This window comes from Collinsella aerofaciens, assembly GCF_015552075.1.
Taxonomy (GTDB): domain Bacteria; phylum Actinomycetota; class Coriobacteriia; order Coriobacteriales; family Coriobacteriaceae; genus Collinsella; species Collinsella aerofaciens_Y.
This window is the reverse complement of record NZ_JADNDZ010000109.1, coordinates 1-22,519: the sequence shown is the minus strand read 5'-3', so window position 1 is coordinate 22,519 and position 22,519 is coordinate 1. Positions and strand designations below refer to the sequence as shown.

General features: G+C 45.9%; 16 protein-coding genes. 3 read left to right on the top strand and 13 right to left on the bottom strand.

Going from position 1 to position 22,519, the window contains the following annotated elements; translation table 11 throughout:
• Positions 1-54 (bottom strand): sugar phosphate nucleotidyltransferase (locus I2D41_RS10255; RefSeq protein ID WP_199583465.1); only part of this gene is annotated, 54 nt, incomplete at its 3' end.
• A gap of 156 nt (positions 55-210) precedes the next feature.
• On the opposite strand from I2D41_RS10255, the gene I2D41_RS08330 reads away from it, so the two are divergent.
• Positions 211-2,682, top strand: coding sequence for a glycosyltransferase family 2 protein (locus I2D41_RS08330; RefSeq protein WP_195364216.1), 2,472 nt, complete (start codon positions 211-213; stop codon positions 2,680-2,682).
• Between the two features lie 132 nt (positions 2,683-2,814).
• On the opposite strand, the gene I2D41_RS08325 is transcribed toward I2D41_RS08330, so the two are convergent.
• The 11 genes from I2D41_RS08325 to I2D41_RS08275 all read right to left on the bottom strand — a co-directional run bounded on the left by I2D41_RS08325 (position 2,815) and on the right by I2D41_RS08275 (position 18,446).
• Positions 2,815-4,662, bottom strand: a complete 1,848-nt coding sequence (locus I2D41_RS08325) for a hypothetical protein (protein WP_195364215.1) — start codon at positions 4,660-4,662, stop codon at positions 2,815-2,817.
• Positions 4,663-5,331: 669 nt separating this feature from the next.
• Positions 5,332-5,925, bottom strand: a complete 594-nt coding sequence (locus I2D41_RS08320) for a hypothetical protein (RefSeq protein WP_195364214.1) — start codon at positions 5,923-5,925, stop codon at positions 5,332-5,334.
• 350 nt (positions 5,926-6,275) lie between these two features.
• On the bottom strand, positions 6,276-6,629 hold the full coding sequence (locus I2D41_RS08315; protein ID WP_035138621.1) for a DUF2304 domain-containing protein: 354 nt from the start codon (positions 6,627-6,629) through the stop codon (positions 6,276-6,278).
• Positions 6,629-7,360, bottom strand: coding sequence for a glycosyltransferase family 2 protein (locus I2D41_RS08310; protein ID WP_229042286.1), 732 nt, complete (start codon positions 7,358-7,360; stop codon positions 6,629-6,631). The genes I2D41_RS08315 and I2D41_RS08310 overlap by 1 nt, the downstream gene beginning before the upstream one ends.
• Before the next feature lie 324 nt (positions 7,361-7,684).
• The gene (locus I2D41_RS08305; protein WP_195364213.1) at positions 7,685-9,661 is read right to left on the bottom strand and encodes a DUF2142 domain-containing protein; all 1,977 of its coding nucleotides are present in this window, start codon (positions 9,659-9,661) and stop codon (positions 7,685-7,687) included.
• A gap of 112 nt (positions 9,662-9,773) precedes the next feature.
• Positions 9,774-10,919, bottom strand: coding sequence for a glycosyltransferase family 4 protein (locus I2D41_RS08300; RefSeq protein ID WP_084591857.1), 1,146 nt, complete (start codon positions 10,917-10,919; stop codon positions 9,774-9,776).
• Positions 10,920-10,952: 33 nt separating this feature from the next.
• On the bottom strand, positions 10,953-11,813 hold the full coding sequence (locus I2D41_RS08295) for a LicD family protein (RefSeq protein WP_195364212.1): 861 nt from the start codon (positions 11,811-11,813) through the stop codon (positions 10,953-10,955).
• A gap of 4 nt (positions 11,814-11,817) precedes the next feature.
• A complete protein-coding gene (locus tag I2D41_RS08290) occupies positions 11,818-13,062 on the bottom strand; it encodes an MATE family efflux transporter (RefSeq protein ID WP_195364211.1) in 1,245 nt (414 codons plus the stop codon).
• A gap of 44 nt (positions 13,063-13,106) precedes the next feature.
• On the bottom strand, positions 13,107-14,054 hold the full coding sequence (locus tag I2D41_RS08285) for a glycosyltransferase (protein WP_158554631.1): 948 nt from the start codon (positions 14,052-14,054) through the stop codon (positions 13,107-13,109).
• 108 nt (positions 14,055-14,162) lie between these two features.
• Positions 14,163-16,232: a L,D-transpeptidase family protein gene (locus I2D41_RS08280; RefSeq protein ID WP_195364210.1), complete on the bottom strand. Its 2,070-nt coding sequence runs from the start codon at positions 16,230-16,232 to the stop codon at positions 14,163-14,165.
• Between the two features lie 42 nt (positions 16,233-16,274).
• Positions 16,275-18,446, bottom strand: coding sequence for an NlpC/P60 family protein (locus tag I2D41_RS08275; protein WP_195364209.1), 2,172 nt, complete (start codon positions 18,444-18,446; stop codon positions 16,275-16,277).
• A gap of 165 nt (positions 18,447-18,611) precedes the next feature.
• On the opposite strand from I2D41_RS08275, the gene I2D41_RS08270 reads away from it, so the two are divergent.
• A complete protein-coding gene (locus I2D41_RS08270) occupies positions 18,612-20,384 on the top strand; it encodes a phosphotransferase (protein WP_217495622.1) in 1,773 nt (590 codons plus the stop codon).
• Between the two features lie 2 nt (positions 20,385-20,386).
• On the top strand, positions 20,387-21,328 hold the full coding sequence (locus I2D41_RS08265; protein WP_195364208.1) for a DMT family transporter: 942 nt from the start codon (positions 20,387-20,389) through the stop codon (positions 21,326-21,328).
• Between the two features lie 61 nt (positions 21,329-21,389).
• Here I2D41_RS08265 and I2D41_RS08260 read toward each other — a convergent pair.
• Positions 21,390-22,519, bottom strand: a 1,130-nt coding sequence (locus I2D41_RS08260; protein WP_195364207.1) for a C39 family peptidase, incomplete at its 5' end; no start/stop codon positions are given.

Genomic DNA, 22,519 nt, shown 5'->3' with positions numbered 1-22,519 from the left:
CGTGAGCGGGTACAGGCGGGTGCCGGACCCGCCGGCGAGGATGATGCCTTTCATAAAAATCCTCTCGATTGACAATCGTTGAGCAAAAGCCGCTAATTACAGATGCATAGTTAATTAAATTATACGCACCGGTAGCAACCTCCCCGTCTTCTTATTTAAATCGGACAGCAGAAACACGCAACTCTTTCTGCATTTCTAGCGAGGCAACAAATGAAAAAGTACAATGGGCAGTGTCCAACAAACGAAAGGCAGACAATGCGAGTCGAAACAACCGGAGTATGCAGAGGAAACTGGAAAATCTACCAGCAGCTTAAGATTGAAGGCATCCATAAAGGCTCCAGCGTAACAGCCCAAGCGGCTACAAACGACAACCGCTGCTTACCTTTATCCCTCCTAAAATTCCGGGACAATGGTTGTGACTCGAACTCATACGTCCTTGTACTCCCCGATCCCGATGCCCGCACCATCAAAATTGAGTTTTGCGAAATCGGCCAAGACGGTCGTACCCTGAGCAGCGACTCCCTTTCACTCAATTGCAAGAACATCAAATGGGAGTCTCGCCTTAACTACAAAATTAAACCTGACATGTGCAGTAAACTCCGAAACTATGATGACGTTTCAGAGTTTGACATGGCAACGATTGATTTCTGGCAGTGCATCGAAGATTCAAGCGACTACATCCTTAGGTGCACGGTGAGAACGCCGTATCGTAGCGACTCCCAAATCAAACTTCGCTGCCTCGATCGAACCCTCAATGAAGTTGATTTGAGCATCGTCAATTTCGGTTCGAATGTAACAAGCGTTGGATTTACGTCTGAGAAAAAGCAACTTGAAACGCAGCTCTCGGTTCGTATGCCAAAGACGTTCGATCGTTATTATTTTGTTATTGACGATCAAAATCACCCATCATTCAGTGCATTCGACTGCTTAACGCCCGATAAATTAGGCATGCTTCTTGAGGAGACCAACTTCCTCTTTACCCATGCGCAGTTCGACCCTGAATACCCCGAATGGTTCACGGAACATAAGGCGACTATCGGCGCTCTGGAGAAGCAGAGAAAAATCGTCTTCAACAGCGCTCCGAAGTTCAGCATCATTGTCCCTCTTTACAACACACCCATTTCGTTCTTTAACGATATGGCCGAATCCGTAAAAAACCAGTCTTATGCAAACTGGGAGCTCATCCTAGTTAATGCAAGTCCTGACAATCAGGAACTAAAGGCACGTGTTGAGCAGGAGACGGCCCACGACAACAGAATTAAATCAATTAACCTTACCGAGAATAAGGGCATTTCCGAAAATACAAACGCCGGCGTTGCCATCGCTTCCGGTGATTTCGTTAGCTTCTTTGACCATGACGATATTCTTGAACCGGACTTGTTGTTCTCATATGCCGAGGCAATTGAAAACGATGATGACGTCGATCTTCTTTATTGCGACGAAGATAAACTCATGCCCGATGGGAAACTAGCGCAGCCGTTCTTTAAGCCGGATTTCAATATCGATCTGCTCAGAAACAATAACTATATCTGCCATATGCTTACCATCCGTAAGTCGCTGCTTGATGTTCTAGAACCGAACACGAAAGAGTTCGATGGAGCACAGGATCATAATCTGACTCTCCGCGCCGTGGAAAAGGCAAGGAAAGTTCATCATGTTGCAAAGGTTCTATATCACTGGCGCCTAAGCGGGACCTCCACCGCAGCAAATGCCGATAGCAAGCCGTATGCCACCATCGCAGGTATCAAAGCGGTCCAGAGTCATTTGGATAGGCTTGGGCTCAATGCGAAAGTCGAACAAGCGCGTCGTCCCTTTACATATAAAGTAACCTACGCTGTGCCAGATTCCCATCCACTCGTGTCAGTTATCATCCCGACTAAAGACCACGCCGACATTCTGGACAACTGCATTAAGTCAATTGCTGAAAAATCAACGTACGACAATTACGAGCTTGTCATAATCGAAAACAACAGCACAGAAAAGGCGACGTTCGATTATTACGATAAGTTGCAAGCAAAATATCCTGATATCGTTCGTCTTGTAACTTGGGAACACGAATTCAATTTCTCCAAGCTCATGAACTTTGGCGTGGCTCACGCCAAAGGAAACTATCTCTTACTGTTGAATAATGATACTGAGGTAATTACCCCCAATTGGATTGAGACCATGCTTGGCATCTGCGCACGAGAGGATGTTGGCGCAGTTGGTGCAAAACTCTACTATCCCGACAACACCATTCAGCACGCGGGCTTATGCGTCACTGGTGGCGTGGCAGGACATCTTTGTCAAAGCATGCCAAAGGATAACTGGGGCTACTTTGCGCTCAACGATGCACAACAAAACTTCAGCGCCGTCACCGCAGCTTGCATAATGACCAAGCGTAGCGAATATGAGAAAGTCGGAGGTTTCAGTGAAGAGCTTCAAGTTGCATTTAATGATGTTGACTTTTGCTTAAAGCTACGCGAGATCAACGACCTGATCGTATACACACCTGAAGTCGAGCTCTATCACTACGAGTCGATTTCTAGAGGCGTTGAAAACAATACGGAGAAGCAGATCCGCTTCCACAAAGAGGTCGCGTACATGAATTATCGATGGGCTAAGTATTACGTCGAAGGCGATCCTTATATGAATCCAAACTTCACCGTCGGGGAACCCGCGAATCGTTATTATCATTTATAAGAAGTTTGCATTTCTTTTCTTATTCAATCTAGGCAAATTAGCATGTGTCTAGGCTAGATAGGGGAATCGAGGATTAACCCTCGATTCCCCTATTGTGATAAGTTGTCCTTCACTCGACAGTCAGAGAGCATCTTATTCCAAAGGCGTATTTAAAACCCAGCCCCACTGAGGCGTAGCGGTAGTGTGGTAGTAGTTCAGCCACCAGGCCAGTGATGTCGTCCTGATGTAGCCGATGTTATCCATAACCATACCGTTACCGACGTAAATAGCAATGTGTCCCCAGCGAGCCCCCGCATTTGTATGCGTATGAGTAGGGACCGCAACTATCATTCCAACCTTAAGCTGCGATATATCTCGACTGTGACACCAATTCCAAAACATGTCGCATGCGTCACCGTTGGGATAAGACCCTAGCACGGGATAAAAAACCTCGCTAACCCACTCCGAGCACAACCCCACTCCAGGAGAAGGAACGTTGTAGCAGCGGCCAACAATTTGAGACTGAGAGGAAGTGTGGGCAGAACGTTCGGGCTCTACCCAAGCACCAGCTGCATTAAAGAAATACTCGCCATTATCGATACTGTTCCAGCCGGTTGCCATTTGACCTGACGCCATAAGGTAATACCATAGCCTGTCAGCATCGCGGAACCAGCCTGTATTCATAACGCCAGATTCGTTGTCGAGGTGATACCACCTCTCGCCAATTAATTGCCAACCGTGCTGCAGCACCCCGTCTGAATCTGTGTAAAACCACGTCTGAGCAGCGGAAGACCAATACCAGCCTACCATGGGCTTTCCTTCGGCGTCGTTGAGCTTAATCGCGCCCACGCTGTCCTTGACACCCGTTAACACAATTGCTCCACTGCCGCACGCATAATATGCGCTTCCATCTTGCGAGAAGATCCAGGCGTTGCACTCTAATGCACCACCGCTATCGGGATCCAAATAATAAATAGAGCCATTCACAGTTTGAAAACCTAGGAGCATGGCACCATTATTGTTAGGATCAAGCCAATACCAGTTAGAGCCATAGTAAAACCATCCAGCGCGAATCGCTCCAGTGGCATTGGCACAATACCATGTCCCATCGTCAACAAACCAACCAGTGCTCATGGATCCAGATTGAGAAAAATGATACAACGCACCGTTAACAAGTTTAAAGCCCGTAGCCATTAATCCAGAAGGTTCAAGCCAATACCAAGTATTGTCAAGGAACAGCCAGCCAGTCTGCATAGCGCCCGAAAGGTCCAAATAGTACCAGTTATGATTGACTAAAACCCAGCCGGTCTTCATTAAACCTGATGTTTCGTCAAGGTAGAACCAATGACTACCGCTGGCAGCCCATCCCTTCAAATGCGCACAGGACCCAGAGAATAAGTGCCATCCATCACTCAGATATCTCCAGCCAGTAGCTGCGTAGCCTTCGGAATCAAAATAATATTCCGCTCCCCCAATAGTCAGAAAACAGTTTGACGGCCAGCCACCGTCCTCATATCTCCACCACCATTTACCATTTTGGTAGGCCCAAGAACCAGGAAGAGCGATGCTATTATCGGAGGAACGAACAATTCGAAATGACAACTGGGCTGAAATACCGGAGTAATCCCCTAGCCCATTCACGCTTATAGCGGCACAGCCAGGGGCAACATTATTTGAATACAAGACTTCGTAATTGATACCGTTTACAAGCACAGACCCATCGACGGCAAAAACAGAAACCTCAGGAGTAATCGCGGCGCCGGTATATTCATATGTCGAAAAATCAATAGACGCTTTTAAATTAACGGAATCCGAAGTCAAGCGGTCGCCGCCCAGTGTCCCAAATGCCTCCAGGCCCGCTTGAACCAAAGATCCATCAGCGCCTTCAACTGCATAATCATAAGATAATGAAAATGCGGTCGTAGGCCATATAAGAGGGGTGAAACAAATTGATACAAGACAAATCGCGCTGAATAAACTCAAATGCCGATTTCTCATCATTTCACTCTTCCTATGTAATCAGATAAACCTTTGAATATCCAGGCACAATCGACCTAGAGCCACAGTTCCCAAAATAAACAGCATGCCCAAAAAATCGTTTAACATGTCGCATCAGATAAAACGACACATCACTCATCAGCATATGGATTGTATATCTATTAGGCAATTATGGAGCAGCAGACGAGAGTAATCAATGTTAGACAAACGACTTTTTAGTCAAAGATAAGTGTGAATTAATCGTCCTTCTTCCGATATCGACAGTCAGGCAACAAGCCATCACCAGCGATGGAATCACCATCACTAACAGTATTCCAAGTTGATTTCCCAGATTGGTAAAGGTAAACAGACGCTTCCAGAGCCAGCTTTGAGCAAGTGAATTGTCGGAAATCAGATATACGGCAAAAGCGGATCCCGCAAGCCAATTGACACGGGCAGAATTAAATTAATATTTCAGACACAATTTAAATACTGATAGAAATACTGCAAACGAGAGACCCATTGAAAGAATGCTAGCTGATGAATAAACATACCCGTTAAATAGATTCACAGCAAAGTCGTGAATTATTCCTTGCGAATGATACGGAAGGTACAGCAAGAGAAGTCCTGATATAAAACATGCAGTCCCAACAAGCGCCAACTTATTCCAGCTAGTGGTATTAAAATTTACTGTTATCGTAAATAACAGACACCAATTGCGAGAACGATGAGATCGATGAGCATTCCTTCGGCTGGAAACGAAACGAACGGCAAATATCGAAATAATCCAAATGCAAACGATAATGATAGTGAAAGGAATTTGTGCTCGCTTCTACTACAGGCTCGAAGCCCCTCCAATATATAGGGGAGCAGCAAAATAAGGCCGGCATCAGAAGTGTTAAACCACCATCCATACCCCGTGGCAATTGGAAAGACCGTATTGATAAAGAAAGAGGCCGAAAGGGGCAAACTGCCCGTAAAAATAGAAATAATCCCTAAAGTTATACTGTAAAAAACAACCTCATTATTAAGAATTATTAGCTTCTTGACCGCATCTTTAATGCTAAAAGAAGCTCTGTCGGCTATAAACCAAACGGCGATAGACACGAAGCAGCCAACTGCAACTTTTCCAATAGGGAGAAACACTCCCTTAAAAATTAAACGGGTTAAAGGACTAGCAAAAACCGATATATCATCTGCATTATGTATTACAAAATGATGCGCAAATACACACCACATTGAGATTAACCAAAAAAGCTCGACAATGGAATTACGTTCTTTTGCCATGGAGTTCTCCGGCTGGCTTAAGTTGACTCTATGCATCGATACAAGCCAATTGGCGTACAGTAGTGGTGAATTATAACGGCTGAGACGATTTAACAATCGGACCAAGGACCTCGTCACCGCTGTCCATCCAGATGACGATTTACAGCGAAACACCCCAGTCAAATTATGCTTCGGAAAGAATATTGCTCAGGCAGTTCGATAATGAAAGGACTTTTGACTCAAGAGCGAGCCCCCACCACCGGGACCACTCGAGCATAACGGTCCCTGGGCTCCGGCACTAGATTGACAACCACCCTGGGAGACTTAATGAGGAATAGCCGAAGGAACTGAATCAAACCATCGTATTGAGCTCATTCATGATTAGACCATTTCTCAAGTTCCTTTTCGAGTAGGGCAATCCTATGAGTAAGGTTTTTAATCGCCAAAACATGACGACTCACGGCAACGCTAAGAGACAGAGAGATTGCAAGCAACAGCACGATTGCACCCAAAAAAAGGAAATTGGCTGGGTTGACAAACCCAATAGCTGTTGAGCAACTATAAATAATTTGAGGACATATATCACAAATCAAGGCCGCCATACACATCAAAATCCACAACAGAGAGTACTTAAGAAGCATCTTTCCGTTGGACACGAGCCGCAAAACATAGACGAGAAAGCCGCCGAAAAAGAGGGCCGCACCAATCCTCAAAATTAGATTCATTATTTATCTCCCCTATGAACCCAGCACACAAGAACAATGGCTAACGTGACCTTGATCATGTAGTAGACGGAAGAGAAGCCCCCGATGGACGAACGTCCGCCTTGGCGTTCATTCATCTTTACAGGCGCCTCCATAACGGGAAGACCAAGCTTCATAGCCAAAGCAATCGACTCTGGCTCCGGGTAGTCATCAGGATAACTCTTGCAGAACAGGTCGATAGCATCTTTATTGCATGCCCTAAAACCAGAAGTGGGATCGGTGACCACCTTACCCGTAAGCAGCTCGAGCAAAAATGAAAGCCACCTGATTCCAACGCGACGCATAAAAGTTGACTGAAAACCATCAGTCTCAACCAGAAATCGAGAGCCTATCGCCAGGCTCGCCCCACCCTCAATCAGCTTTACAAGCTCAGGAACATAAGAAGGATCATGCTGGCCATCGCCGTCAACCTGAATGTCAATATCATAGCCAAATCTCTGAGCATACTTATGGCCCGCTTGGACCGCTCCACCGATACCAAGGTTCTGTGGCAGGTCCAATATGTTGACACCATGCTCTCGACAAAGCTCAAGCGTTCCATCTTGTGACCCGTCGTTGATTACAACATAGTCATATCCCGCAGCTTTTATAGACGCAACGGTATCGAGAATGCACTCCTGTTCGTTATAGGCAGGGATTATTACGAGAACACGCGGATATCCTTTTGAACATGTTGTTGCAGCAAGAGACAATCGAGATTCATCCATTCCAAAAAAGTTGGCTCTTAGCGACGCTTGAAGAAATTGCGACTCTTACAGCCCAACGCACAGTTTAACTCAAACTTAAGTTTACAGTATCCTGACTAGCCATCGCGAAGTTACATCTCAAGCTTAGATATTTAGCTTGCTTAACTGGGGCCCACACGGAGTCCCCACCCATCATAGCAGGGTAAGGGCCCCGTGCACCTCTGTCTCAAATGCGGAACGCATGTCCTGAGTCCTCAACGCCGTCCCATTCGAACCAATCTAATCCAACTATTATCCCCTCTTACTATAGCCATGACTTATAGCGCTAGTTTAGAAAAATCGGATATACAAAAGCTCGAAAAACACAAAATACAGCAGCCCAAATGGAATCCCGAGCATAAAGGCTGTACATTTAGTCTTCTCTTCCTCGTCGCAGTAAATAGGAAACCTGAGCAAAAGACAGGCGAAAGGTATTAACAAAGGTATGAGGTATCGCGCCTGAACACCCGCAACTGTCTGGCTTCCAACTCCTGTAAAGGCGATGTATAGAGCCAAAGCAACTAAATAGCAAGTAGCAAGAACCAGGAATAGAGTCCAAACAATCCCGAAACGGCTAAACTTAAATCTAGTAACTTTTTCATTATCAATAATGCATATAGCCTCAAACAACACGATGGGAAGATATGAAAGCCATGGGAACAGATTGGACACGTCCCCAAGATAAGCCATATTCGTTGATATTGAATTGAGAAACGCCGGGGTCAGCATCGATCCAAAAACGAAATTCGAGATTACAACTATAGTTCCAACTGGATTTGCAAGCACTCCCGTCGTTTGACCAGCCGTAGAGACTTCGGAGCCACCACGTGCATCAGAAATGTTATTTACGACAGAAGAGAAATATGGCGTCAAGAAAGATAAAATCATTATGGCGCAAACGAATAGTGCAGCTCCAATCAAGATACGTCTTTGCTTGCTCGAAGTATATTTATCTGCAGGAATTAAAAGCGCAAGTCCGAATAAGGGAAAATAAATCGCTTTAGCTGCAAATCCGATTGCAAAAGATAATAGAAATCCGAAGAATGTTTTTGCAGAAATATCCTCTTCAGAAACAAGCATCTTCAACAAAAGAGCTGTTCCTAGCAAACTGAACGATATCACACAGGGATCATACGAGTAACTGGCTGCCATTAACACGGCAGACGGGAACAACGCAATACAAGTGAAAAGACATTTTCTGCAAGGGGCTATACGAATTGCGATTCCGCAGATAACTGCATACGCAAGTAAATTAAATAATTTTCCCAATGCAAATTTGATAGAAAATGGGAGATGAAGCAAGCGACCCAAACAAAGGCCGATAGATGAAGGAATATAGGCAATTTTAGAAAGAGCCACACTATCAAAACAATTAACACGTTCGATACCTTCAGCTATATTATTTTTATCGGCCTCTCTGACTAATTGCTCAACAGAGCCACGGTTAAACTCTCTTGTTTCATCTATTGGGTACTTACCCAAAGATGCATCCAAACTAAAGCCGTCCCCCCTATAAAACTGTTCGACTATCATTCGGTCAGAATTTGTTATTTCAGCATTTGTGAGGTAGGAAACACTATTTGCATTTCCATAGTGGACCTCATCATCCCATGTCAGAAAATTTGTAACGGGGAAGCAAATAATTACGGATAGACCGACCGAGACAATGCATGCGAAAGCGAACAGTTCGGGCTTCAGATAAGAAGTGCCCCCATTAATAGCAATCAACCCGATCAAAACAGTAATGGGCAAAGCAGACGCGAACAACACCGTCTTTGACTTATCGAGCGGAATGCCAATAAAAGCGATTAAAACAGCAAAGCCAACAGAAACCGTCAAAAAAAAGAAACACTTCTTAGTATCAGTTTTCTTAACCGAGGCTACAAAGCTCTTCACCAGGCCATAGCAAAGCTCAATGCCTTGAAACGCTAAAACTAAATGAAAGCATATAACAAGACTTGCGATATTCCATGCGTCAAGATCGAAGGGGCCAAACGTCTTCGCACCAGTCAATATGATTAAAACTAGCAGAAAGCTGCTGAGAATGCTGGACGCGACGAGGACGGTTATCTGACGAATAGCGTCACCACCCGACTGTGATTTCGGTTGCAAATATAAGCACGCAACAGCAACGACATCGCAAAAGAGTTCAAGAATGAATAGATTTGAATTCTTATAGTGCAATGATGTCGCAACAGCTAATAAAAGAAGTCCCAGCCCAAAGATGGCAAGCGCGTACTCGCTTTTCTTAATTGCAGGATTATTCAAAACGTGCATCTCCAACTAAAGACAAAATCGAATAGGGTAAGTCGACAATAACAAATTCGTATCTCAAATCCAACTTCACTCAAAAGCTAAGCAAAAGCCAGCCAAGTATCACTTAGCAAATACAAAACGCCTTCTCGACATCCATAGCAGTGGCATCCCAGTTATATCGATTTTCAACAAGCGCCCTAGAGTTTCGAGACTGAAGAGAAAGCAGCTTTCGATCATCAAAAAGCCTGCATAATGCCGAAACCACCTCATCAGATGCCATGGACCGAATTATTGTGCCGTAGCTATCATCTAAGATAAGCTCGCGTGCCCCGCCCACGTCTGTTACCACTGCAGGCGTTCCGCAGGCTGAAGCTTCAAGAAGTACCGTTGAAAAGCCTTCGGAACGAGTTGGAAGACAAAGCACATCTGCTTGCTGAAGTAAGGAGGAAATATCCTCTGTGTTACATCTCCCAAGCCAAAACAAGTTAGACGAACAAGCTTCCTTGACCTCATTAGCCAGCGGACCATCCCCTGCAAGAACAAAACAAATATCACGCTTGGTAATATCTTTTGTGCGAGCCGCCTCAATAATTGAATAAATTCCCTTTTCAGGAATAAGCCGCCCGACAAAAGCTACAACCAAAGATGACTGAGGGATACCTAATTCAGATCGGAAATCTCTCCCCGAAGAAATACTCCTATAGAATGAGGCATTGATTGAGTTTGAAATTACGCCTTTTGCAGTGATATTAAAGTGCTGAAGCCATTCAACACTTTTAGAAGAAATCCCATAGAAATCAGGTTCAAACGACTTTACGCGATCAGTAATCCAATCTTCATATCGGCGAACAAAATAATCAAGAAATGGCTGATTGAAAGAGAGATACGCTGAGCCGTGGTCGAGAACAACAGCCTTAGCACTATGATCCGCAGCAAACTTCAGCCCTTCGAGCGAGAGAGGGAAAAGTCTCGTGTTTATCAGAACACCATTCCACTCATAATCATCAAGGGTTTGCAGGAGTCGGTAATAATCACTGGTTTTTTTGGGAAGAGGAAGTCTTCCATCAAGTAACGGAATGCAAGGAAGACGAATTACCTCCAGGCCGTTTTCGACTGAATGACCGACTCCCACGCGCATCGAATCATTAGTAACGATAACCACCCTATCGCCGCGTGCAGTCAAGGCGTGAGCGAGACCATCGACAAAATTACCAATTCCACTAAGTTGCGGGTGATAATGGTGAGTGAAAATACAAATAGAGGAGCTCATCACATAACCTCATCTGATATAGATGTCATATCCTTAATTCTGTGCAGTCCAGACTTCCCCATCTCCAAAGTCGAGCAAGAGCGGAAGATGGGTATGTCGATTATCCGGTGACGGTATTTTTTTCCAATCGCCATACATCGTTGTAAGATATTTATCCGTCATACGAGGAACAGGGAATTCACTGCCTTCGAAAACCGCACTGCTCAGAGGGAAAATCTCTGAAATAGGCACTGGCGCCATATTCGGCCAGCTTAACGTCAGACAGTAATCAGAGACCTCACCCGTATTTGAGTCGGCAATACAGGAATCGAACAAATCCTGGTAAGAGCATGCGCCTCGAGAAACCAGTTGTTCCACCACGTGTATAGCAGAACAACCAATTTGCTCGAGTTGACCAAGGAACCCTTTATGAGGGACAACAATGGAAGAAGAATGATATAAATAGGCTCTTTTCTGTGCAATTGATGCAGTTCGGACTTGCTTTGCACGAAGGCGTTTATCTGTATAGAGCTGGTCATATGGAAAGATGTCGACAAAAATGCCCATCGAACTGGAAGCCTCTCGAGCCTCTTGATTCTCGAAGCGAGTTCCATCGCGATACACCTTAGCAAACATCGCAGCATAGCCAGTAGTATTCCGCGATGTATGGAGCGAATATCCTTCCGGTAACCCACCCTCGGCTAAAGAGCAAAAGCGGTCATAATCTGAACGCATCATTCCGATATCTATATCATCGTCCCAAGGGATAAACCCCCTATGACGCATTGCTCCTAAACATGTTCCACCGTCAAGCCACCACCTGATGCCGTGCTTAGAGCAGAATGCGGCGACAACCTGAAGGATATCCAATTCAGTGTTTTGAAGCTTTAATAGCGCGTGAGCTTTAGACATCATCGGCCTATCTCTTTTCCCCGAACCATTGTTGCGTCTGTTTCCCCAAAACAGAAGACTGATAAATAAGGCAAATGGCATTGGATATAAGCGCCGATACAGTAGGGCCATTTAAGCCAAACAGCATTTGCGCAGGAGCCATAACAGCGACAGCACTAATTAAGGACAGCATGCTGCCAACAAATACCCCTCGGTAATTATCAAGAGAAACCAACAAATCGTTGACAAACCAAGCGATGCCAGTCAAAAAGGCACAAGCCAACATAGGCTGAAGGAGATCGGTATGTTTAGCTATTCCAGCGCCATAAAACAGTGACAGCAATAATTTACCGAAAAAGAAAAGGGCAACTGAAGATATGACACCGACAAAAAAGATGCCAGCAAGTATTTTACCCATGAGCGAAAAAAAGGACTTTTCTCTAGAATGGTAACGCTCTACTAGATAACCTAATAAAGGATTATAAATATAGGTCGCACCCATTTGGATAATTGCCACAGGTGCAGCAACTGATGCATAAATACCCAGAGCAGAATCTCCGAATGAATAAGATAAATACTGCCTGGGAATATTCGGCGCCGCAGAAGCAGCAATGCCGCCCAGAACGATGGGCAAACAGCTACATAGGAAGGCTCTGACCTTCGCTCGGCTAATTCCAAGCTTGATTGCAGAAATCCGATTTGATCTTGGATAATCGTAAATAACTCCGATGCCTATTGTCACTACCGTCATAAGCAACAGTGCACCTTCGAGGCTATTAAAAAATCCAAAGACAAGAATGAATGAAAGGAGAGAGCCGATGCCCTGCATTATGAGGGATTTCCCAATATAGTCCATCCTATGACCAACCTGATCATTAGCATGCATGACATCAATGACTAAGCCAGCGGTTTTATAGAGAGCATACAGAAGAATAGCGGGCACCGTACCAATACGACACGTTGCAATGGAATAGACGGCTAACATTGCAAACGCTATAAAAGTTGTAAAGAAACGAAAAGTCAGGTATTCACCAGCAGAGTTTTTCCTTTCAACATCTGCAATTTGCACCGTGTACATCCTGTATTGGGCTAATTGAGAAAACATGTTGAAAATAGACATAGCCAGCGAATAAATGCCTGCAGCACTATATCCATCAGACAGCCGAACGACCAAAATGGTGATAAGCCACTGACAGCCTAAATTAGTCAACGAACCGACGGTATTCCAGAACATATTATGTTTAATCGAAAGAGTCTTCTCTGTGGCCTTCACAAATATAAGCGCCCTTCTAAACCTGTCGAAATGAGGATACGGAGCTATCTCGCAGCTTTAAGTTCTTTTAAAATCAAAATAAACAGCCAATTCGGCATAAGACGTATAATGATATCTGCTTTAGCGATAGACGGGCAAGCTCGTCGGTATTTAAGTAAACCAATTATGGAGCGCCGCTCCCTTGCTTCAGCGAACCCCAATATTTCCTTTAGATGCGGTGAATCGGGAAATCTATCGGCAAATCGCCTAGCAGTATCAACCCTGTTTTTAACTCTTGTCGAATACCAATCATCTTTTGAAGAAACACCTGCAAGGAATCCAGTTTCGTTACCACCATGTCGACGATACTTAACCAAAGGAGTCATAGTAAAGCTGCACTTCCCCAGTTCACTGCAACCCAATGTCAACCACAAGTCATGTGCAGTCGATTCCGGAAAGGGAATCATCGACTTCGCCGCACTCGCATCTAACATGAGAGCCATACCAATGCCGTAACATACGCTTGCGGCCTGTACAGTAATATCCTCTCCAGAGCACCAATTTACTTCCGGCGAATTAGGATGAGCTTTCCTATAACTCTTTACCAGAATATTTCCGTTTTCGTCAATTACCGATCTATCACAAACATCTAGAATTGAGCCTTCTTCTAGCATATGGTTGAGCGAAACTTCAACTCTATTTGGCTCCCAAATATCATCCTGATCGCAAAGTACTACGTAATCCCCTTCCGCCAAGGAGAGCAGCGCCTCGAACGATTTGACATAACCGAGATTATTATCACCGTGATAATACCGATAGGCGTTTTTCGTTATATGCGCTTGGATAAACCGCTCTAATGAATCCGATTCAGGGCAGTCATTTCTAACTAGAAGCGTAAGCGGAAACGTTTGTTTATCTATCGAATCAAGTTGTTCCGCGAAAAACTTAAGATCGGGTTTATAAGCTGAGAGAAGTACGCATACGCCAATATCATTTCCCATTTCTATTTCCAAAAATCCTCCCAAATTCATTGCTTAAAGATTATCAAAGCACCCTCAGTTAAAAGAAACTCTTTTAAAAATAGAGTCTTTATCCCTGTCTCTTAAAACGAGTGCCTAATATCAATAAGTAACAACCTTTGTTCCATAAGGAATGTTATCGTAAATCCATTTTGCATTCTGAATCTCAAGGCGTACGCATCCAGCAGAGGATGGAACGCCAATCGTGGGATCCATCACGCGGTTGCTGTTGACGTAGTAGGGTGAGGAATGGAATAAGTAATCACCATAGAACTGCGTGTAGTAATAGCAAGTATATCCATGCCCAAAGGAGTATCCCTTACCGTAGACTTGATACTCCCCTATCACCGTAGGCGTGCTAGCTTTTCCCGTCGAACATACATATCGACGGTTTAAGGACCAGTTATTCCAGGATCCAGTGTAAATACTCGTAACGCAACGTGACGTATCGACAAGTATCAGCCAATTTGTATTGCTTGAATAACTTTGAGCCTTAGCATCCATATAGTCTGACACCCACGCGCCGTTAGCCATAAAGAAATTCCAGGATCCGTCCACAACGCGCCAGCCAGTAGCCATAGCTCCACTAGCATCAAGCCAATACCAGGTGGCGCCCAGATTGAGCCATCCTGTCTGCATATAACCAGACGAATTCAAGTAATACCAAGATCCGTTAACGGCAACCCAACCGGTTTTCATAGCATAAGTGGACGGATCTAAATAGAACCAGGAGCCATCCTTGTACAGCCAGCCAGATCGTGCATAGCCAGCGGTCTCATCAAAAAAGTACCATTTTCCGTTAACGTTCTTCCATCCAGCGCAGGGGGAGCCATCGGTTGAATCAGCATAGAACTTACAGCCTCCAAGCATCACAAACCCGTGAGCTTCGGCCAATTCGCCATCGCCGTTTGATGTAAACAGTTTTCCATTACGCAATGCTCCACACAATGAGCAATCAGAACCAGCAAAAGCCTTAGATGGCTCATCCTGAACCGAGTCCTGGACATCTACCCATTCACGACAAGCAACAGCGCCTGAAGCTTTTGCATAATAGCTTTTCCCATTTACAGAAAAATGACCAAGAAGCATTTTACCGTCGGCGGCAGGATCGAGATAATAGTATTGACCACCGTCCTTCAGCCATTCAGTCTTTATAATGCCCGACGCTTGAGAAGGCTCAGCGTAATACCAGTCTCCATCGCTCATAAACCAGCCAAGTGACAACGCTCCCGTTGAAGAAAAATGATACCGGTTGGATCCGATGACATAAAAGCCGGTAGCCATTCTATTGTCATTTGCGACATCGAGCCAATACCAAACGCCATTCACCAAACGCCAGCCCGATGCAAGTGCGCCGGAACCGTCAGCGTAATACCAGTCCGTCCCATCAAACGCCCAACCAACAGCCATTGCGCCGGAATCCGATAAATAGTAACGAGACGAACCGACAGAAACGATTCCTCTAGACATAACACCATCATTGGCGGGATCAAGCCAATACCAGTTATTGCCAGTTTGAAGCCAGCCGGTTAAGACTTCACCATTGCTACCCCAATACCATAAACCGTTATCAAGGTACCATCCATTAATCAGTCCATAGGTTCCAAGAAGATAAGGGTGCCCATCAATAACACGTCGACCAGTAGCCATAGAACAGCTGTTAAGGGAGTCAAACCAGTACCATTGGTCTCCAATAAACTGCCAGCCACTTGCCAAAGCGCCTGACGGACCCGCGTAATACCACTTATTTTCAGTAAAAATCCAGCCGCAGCTCATTGCGCCGTCACGAGCGGGGTCCAAGTAGTACAGCAAGTCGTCAATATTCTGAATTCCGGTCAAACGACAGCCATCTAGATAGTAATACCAGGACAAACCGTTCCATTGCCATCCAGATAGTTGTTCTGTAGTCGACGGGTCATGGCTTTCGACAACCTGTAGGCTCGAATCTTCCGTTGTTTTGCCGGCACAATCGCTGGAGTCTTGAGAGCAACCGCCACCGACCAATGCTCCCGGCCCTCCTGTCGAGTCGCGCTCTACGACACCGTTATCCGCCCCCTCTTCCACGGCATAAGCAGTGCAAGAAAATGCGGGGGCTGTAACTGAAAGTAAGGCGGAAAATAGCATCAAGCCAATTACTCGCCAGCAAATTCGATGATCAATCCGAGCATTCATTTCAAGCCCCCAACCGGTACCGACTGTCTTGCAGGGAATCTATTAAATAAACGGACGAGCTGCGCCGATTACATTTCCCCTTGCGCTAATAGGATGAATTCCGACACCTTGATGAGGCCAGGAATCAATCATCAAGCCGCCGCCAAGTGCAATTGCAATATGACCGCGGTAATAAATCACATCGCCGCGTTGAATCGAGCTCGTGCTCACGGGCATAAAGATATTGCTTCGATACCAATTCATGGAATTGTAGGTTTGGCTTGGATCCCAGCGATGGTTATAAGGGTTGTAAACACCCATATCCATGCCAGTAGCATAAAGGCACTGCAAGACAAAACCAGAGCAATCAACAGCTCCACCGGGAGCGGTAGACCAAGGCTCAATATATTGCGTACCGATATACTCATAGGCGCGCTGGATAAAGGCGTTCACGCAATCTTCCCGCGTTGCTTCGACAGAAATGCGAGAAGGGGTCACATAGGTAAAGTATCCGGTGCAATAGCTAGGCAGCTGAACAGTCCAAGAACTGACCTGAGGATACTGGGATGGATTTTGCCAGCCAACTTTGTCGCACTGGCCATCGCTCCAGAAAATTCGGCGAACACCGTCGATGGTCCTTGCGCCCGTTGCCATAGCGCCGCTGCCGTCTAACCAATACCACTTACCCGAATCTTTAAGCCAGCCAACATGCATGCTTCCATTGGACTCAAGGTAATACCATGTTCCATTCAGGCATTTCCAACCAGTTGCCATTTTTCCGTCAGCGTTTAGGTAATACCATGAACCACCAGTAAAAACCCATCCGGTCTTCATCACGCCAGAATTGGCATCAAGCCAATACCAATCGCCGTCAATCTGCAGCCATCCAAGATGAATGGCACCCGTTCCGGGCTCAGCGTAAAACCTTAGATTTGCGACATTAACCCAGCCGGACGCAACCTGCCAACCATCAGCTCCAGCGGTTTTTAGAATAGCGCCGTTTTCGCGAATCACATCCTTGCAAAGATATCCATTATCATCGGCATATCTTTCAACGCCATCATTAACGGTAACCCAGCTTGAAACCACGAGCCTACCGCTCTGGTTTGCAAAACAATCGTTGCCGCTCACCTCAAATAAGCCCGTTTTCATTAGATGGCTAACAGGGTCCAGGTAATACCAGCTAGCGCCTTCTTTATACCAGTCAGAAATAAGCGCACCAGATTGAGAGGCTAGATACCAGCCGTTCTCGGACTGAGCCCAGCCAACAGCCATAACCCCATTGGGGTTCAAATAATATGCTGCATTGCCAAGGTCTAAATACCCAACGGACATCTTACCATCGGAGGCTGGGTCGAGATAATACCAAGCGCCGTTAACGAGTTTCCAGCCAGTGGCCGCAATACCGTTAGAGCAGTAATACCAATCTGCTCCGTCTTTGTACCATCCATTTGCGAGGCCATAGTCACCAAAAATGTAGGTTCTTCCATCAATCTTTTGACGACCCTTAAACATGATGAACGTCTGTGGGTCAAAATAATAGCGAGCCCCACCTATCGTTTGCCATGACGAAGCAAGGGCACCCGATGAATAAGCCCAGTACCAATTCCCGTCAACGAGAATCCAGCCGGTTTTCATAGCACCAGTGGCATCTAAATAGTATTTCCCGCTCCCGAGGTCGACAAAACCAACCTGCATTATATGGGTGGCAGGATCCAGGTAATACCATGTGCCGTCTTGATAAAACCAACCAGCAGCTAAATCGCCTCCAGCATTGGCATAAAACCAATTTCCATCTGAGTTACGTAGCCAGCAGTTCTGATATAGCGCGCCAAAAGGCGTTGCGGCATTGCCGTCATTCGCATAAAACGAAGCAGTCGATCCGTCAGCATCGGTCACATTGAAATAACCTGTCTGCATTGCACCATCATTGGCTGGATCAAGCCAATACCAATAGCCCCCGCTTTGCAGCCAGCCAGTTTGGTGTTTACCGTTTTTTCCGTAATACCAAACTCCAGACGACTCGTCTCGTTGCCAGCCATCTTTTATGACGGAAGAATTATCAGGTTGCAAATCATCGGAAACCACAGAAGAAAAATCCGCTTTTGACTCAATACTCTGAGCCTCAACGGAATCCTGTGCAAACGCGACATTCGCACTCAGGGGCAAGCAGCAAGCAGTAATTAATGACGCAGCAGCACAAACAAGCGTGGCCTTCTTTTCGAATCGATACATAAGCGACCCTCCCAGATATCTCATTTATTTATTTTAATCCACATTCCAGGATTGATTTTCGTTACTGTCTGTTCAGTCTATGTAGATAAATATATTAAATTGAACATAACGTTCAATCATTCTATTCTTTCCCTAAGCAATGAACATCTTAATTGGAGGCCTGCAGTGGAACTGACCAAGCGTAACTTTACTGTTCTGTACGAATACCTAAAGAACCCATATGCCAGCCAGCGAGAAGTTGCCGAGCGCACTGGCCTCTCACTTGGATCGGTAAACGCAGCAAATAAAGAGCTTACGAATGAAGGCCTTCTCGAATCGGACAGCCTAACCGACAACGGTTACGAAGCACTTCACCCCTATAAGGTTGAAAACGCAGTGATATTGGCTGCGGGGCTTTCGAGCCGCTTTGCTCCCATTTCGTATGAAAAGCCCAAAGGCCTTTTAAAGGTACGTGGTGAGATTCTCATCGAACGTCAGATTAGGCAGCTGCAAGACGCAGGTATCAGCAATATCACCGTCGTTGTCGGCTATAAAAAAGAATATTTCTTCTATCTCGAAAGCAAGTTCGGCGTTTCGATTGTCGTCAACAACGAATATGCATCCAAAAATAACCACGCATCGCTTATGTGCGTAAAAGAGCGGCTTGGCAACACCTATATTTGTTCAAGCGATGATTACCTTCTAAACAATCCGTTTGAAGCATACGTTTGGAAAGCATTTTATTCTGCTCAATATGCTGAAGGCGCCACCAAAGAATGGTGCATTCAAACCGGAGCAATGGACAGAATCACCAATGTTACGATTGGCGGTTCCGATGCTTGGTATATGCTCGGACATGTCTACTTTGATAAAGCCTTCTCGCTTGCATTTAAGCAGATTCTCGAAACGGAATATAACAAGCCCGAAACAACGGACAAGCTTTGGGAAGATCTATATATCGAGCACATCAAGGAGCTCGATATGGTGATCAAAAAGTATCCTGAGGGCGAGATCAACGAATTCGATTCTCTTGATGAACTGCGTGCCTTTGATCCGCATTTTATCGAAAACGTTGACTCCGATATTTTCGATAACATCGAGCAAGTGCTCGGCTGCTCCAAATCAGAGATTCACGACGTTTATCCCCTTAAACAAGGTCTTACGAATCTATCGTGCCACTTTAGAACCAATGACGGAGAGTACGTTTACCGCCATCCGGGAGTCGGGACCGAACTGCTTATTAACAGAAATGGAGAAGTAGCCGCACTTAAAAAGGCCAAGGAACTCGGCCTTGACGACACGTTCATTCATGAGGACCCAAAGCGCGGTTGGAAAATTTCGAAGTTTGTACCCAACGCAAAGCAGCCTGATCCGCATGATGATGCCCAAATGAATCGAATGATGCAGATGTGTCGTTCGCTTCACGAGAGCGGTGCAAATGTCGAAACCGAATTTGACTTCTACCTCGAAGCGAAGCGCTACGAATCACTTCTTCTGGAAAAAGGCCCTATCGACATTCCAGGCTACAGGGAAATGGCCGCCGAAATCGATGAATTGGAGCACTTTGTCCAGGCCGACAATGCGCCAAAATGCCTTTGTCACAATGACTTCTTTTACCTCAATTTCCTTATCGATGAAAACGACAAGTACTATCTCATTGACTGGGAATATGCTGGCATGAGCGATTATGCAAACGATTTTGGAACGTGCAGTGTCTGCTGCGAGCTTTCCGAAGATGAAGTCGACCGCGCGCTTGATGCATATTTTGGGCGCAAGGCAACAAACAACGAAGTTGCACATAACTATGCGCACATTGCCCTTGCAGGATGGTGCTGGTACCTCTGGTCTCTTCTGAAAGAAGCCGAAGGCGACTTCGTAGGCGAATGGCTCTATATCTACTTCAATTACAGTGCCAAATACCTTAAAAAGGCACTGGAGATCTATCGAAAAGGTGAGTAACGATGCAATTCGGCTTTTTTAGCGGTCTTCTTTGGGGCCTTGATACAGTAATACTTGGAATCGGTTTGGCGCTCGCGCCCTATATTGGATCGGCGGAAGCGCTTGCATGTGCCTCCATTGCGGGATCTTTTCTCCATGATGCCTTCTGTGCGATCTGGCTCTTTGGGTACATGGGAGTTCGAGGCAGATTAAAAGACACGCTCGCTGCACTTAAAACTCGTTCGGGCAAGGTCGTCATCGCCGGCGCACTGCTCGGTGGACCTATCGGAATGACCGGATACGTATTGGCGATTAATAATATCGGAGCAGCCTACACGGCAATTATATCCGCCTTCTATCCCGCTGTCGGAGCATTCCTTTCTTTCGTGCTGCTGAAGGAGAAAATGGGCAAAGGACAGATTCTTTCCCTTCTCGTTGCTCTTTGCGGCGTAATGACGATGGGCTATCTATCGGCCGGATCGAGCGAGATTGCAAATGCCCCCCTCGGCTTACTCGGCGCGGTGCTTGCTGTTATCGGATGGGGATCCGAAGCGGTGTTGTGCGCATGGGGAATGAAAGATGATGCCGTTGATGACGAAACGGCTTTGCAAATCCGCGAAACTACAAGTGCGCTTGTTTATGGAGTGCTTGTACTCCCCCTCTTCGGAGCATGGCATTTCACGCTGGGTGCCATCCCGAGCATGCCTACATTGATTATTGCACTCGCCGGACTCGCAGGAACTGCATCCTATCTGTTCTATTACAAGGGGATTGCGGCAATCGGAGCAGCGCGTGCGATGGCTCTGAATATCTCCTATTCGGCATGGTCGGTGGTCTTTGGCCTGATCTTGCTTGGAACAATTCCCGATATGGCATCCGTAATCTGCTGCGTTGTAATTGTATGCGGAACAGTTTTGGCAGCTAGTAGCTGGGACGAACTATTTGGACGTAATAAGACGGCGTAGCTTGATTAACAATATAGTAAAAGGGGAGAGCTCGACGAGCTCTCCCCTTTTAGCATCATGGCTATTCAATTACCACAGCCTGGCTATCCATCTGTTGCCACGTGCCGAAGAACACCTGGGCATTTCGCGTAACATTGCCGTTAATCGAATCCGAAAGATAGACAATTCCCTGCTCGTCATCATAGCCTTTAAGGACTACGGCATGATTACCGCCCCACAGACCATAGGAATGCCCGTTATACCAACGAGCAGCATAACGGCCTCCTGGCCAACTTCCCCATTCGGTATTCCACATCTCAACAGGTTGTCCACAGGTCAGTCTGTTCTTAATGGAAGAAATTGACGAGAAAGAAACGTCTTTTGCCTGCATGATACTTCCCGCAGCGCGCAGAAAGTTATTACCAGCAATAGTAATCGCAGGGGCGACGCATCCCATGAGACCCCCGCTGCTACGCCTTGGGTTGCCATCAAAGGCGGTAACAAAGTTGCCGTTGCTTCCCTTGGGCAAGTAATAATCCGCAATAATCGTCTTACCTAAACCGAAACCATAGTAGTTAAGCAAGTTTGTAAGGGCAACCGACTCACAGCCAGTAGGAAGTTCCGGGTACTGCAAATAGCACGGGACATCGACCCAAGCGCCAACCATTGCGCCGGATGAACTGAACTTGTAGTCAGTAGAGCCGATCCAATACCAACCGTTGCTCAACATTACTCCCCCACGTGCGGCATCAAGGTAATACCATGTGCCCCCAAGGGAAAGCCATCCCGTTTTCATCGCGCCAGAAGCGGAATCCAGCCAGTACCAGTTGCTGCCATCGTTAAGCCAGCCGGTCGCCATTCGACCATCCGGGTTAAAGTAATACCAAGACCCAGCAATTTGCTGCCACCCAGTCAGAATTACTCCACTAGCAGAACAATAATATCGAGCACCCTGACTCTCAATCCAACCAGTTCTGGCATTACCGTCGTCGTCAATCAGCTGGATTCCCGAATCGGTCATGATGCCTTTAAGGTCAATTGCGCCGCTGGATGACGAATGATACATCCAAGACCCATCACCGTTTGACCAGCAATTAGCCATCATCTTGCCGGTACTATTAAATATGTATTCACATGATCCGATAGTTTGAACGCCCGTGGCCATGGCGTGCGTCGAGGGATCGAGCCAGTACCACGCACCGTTTAGGTTGA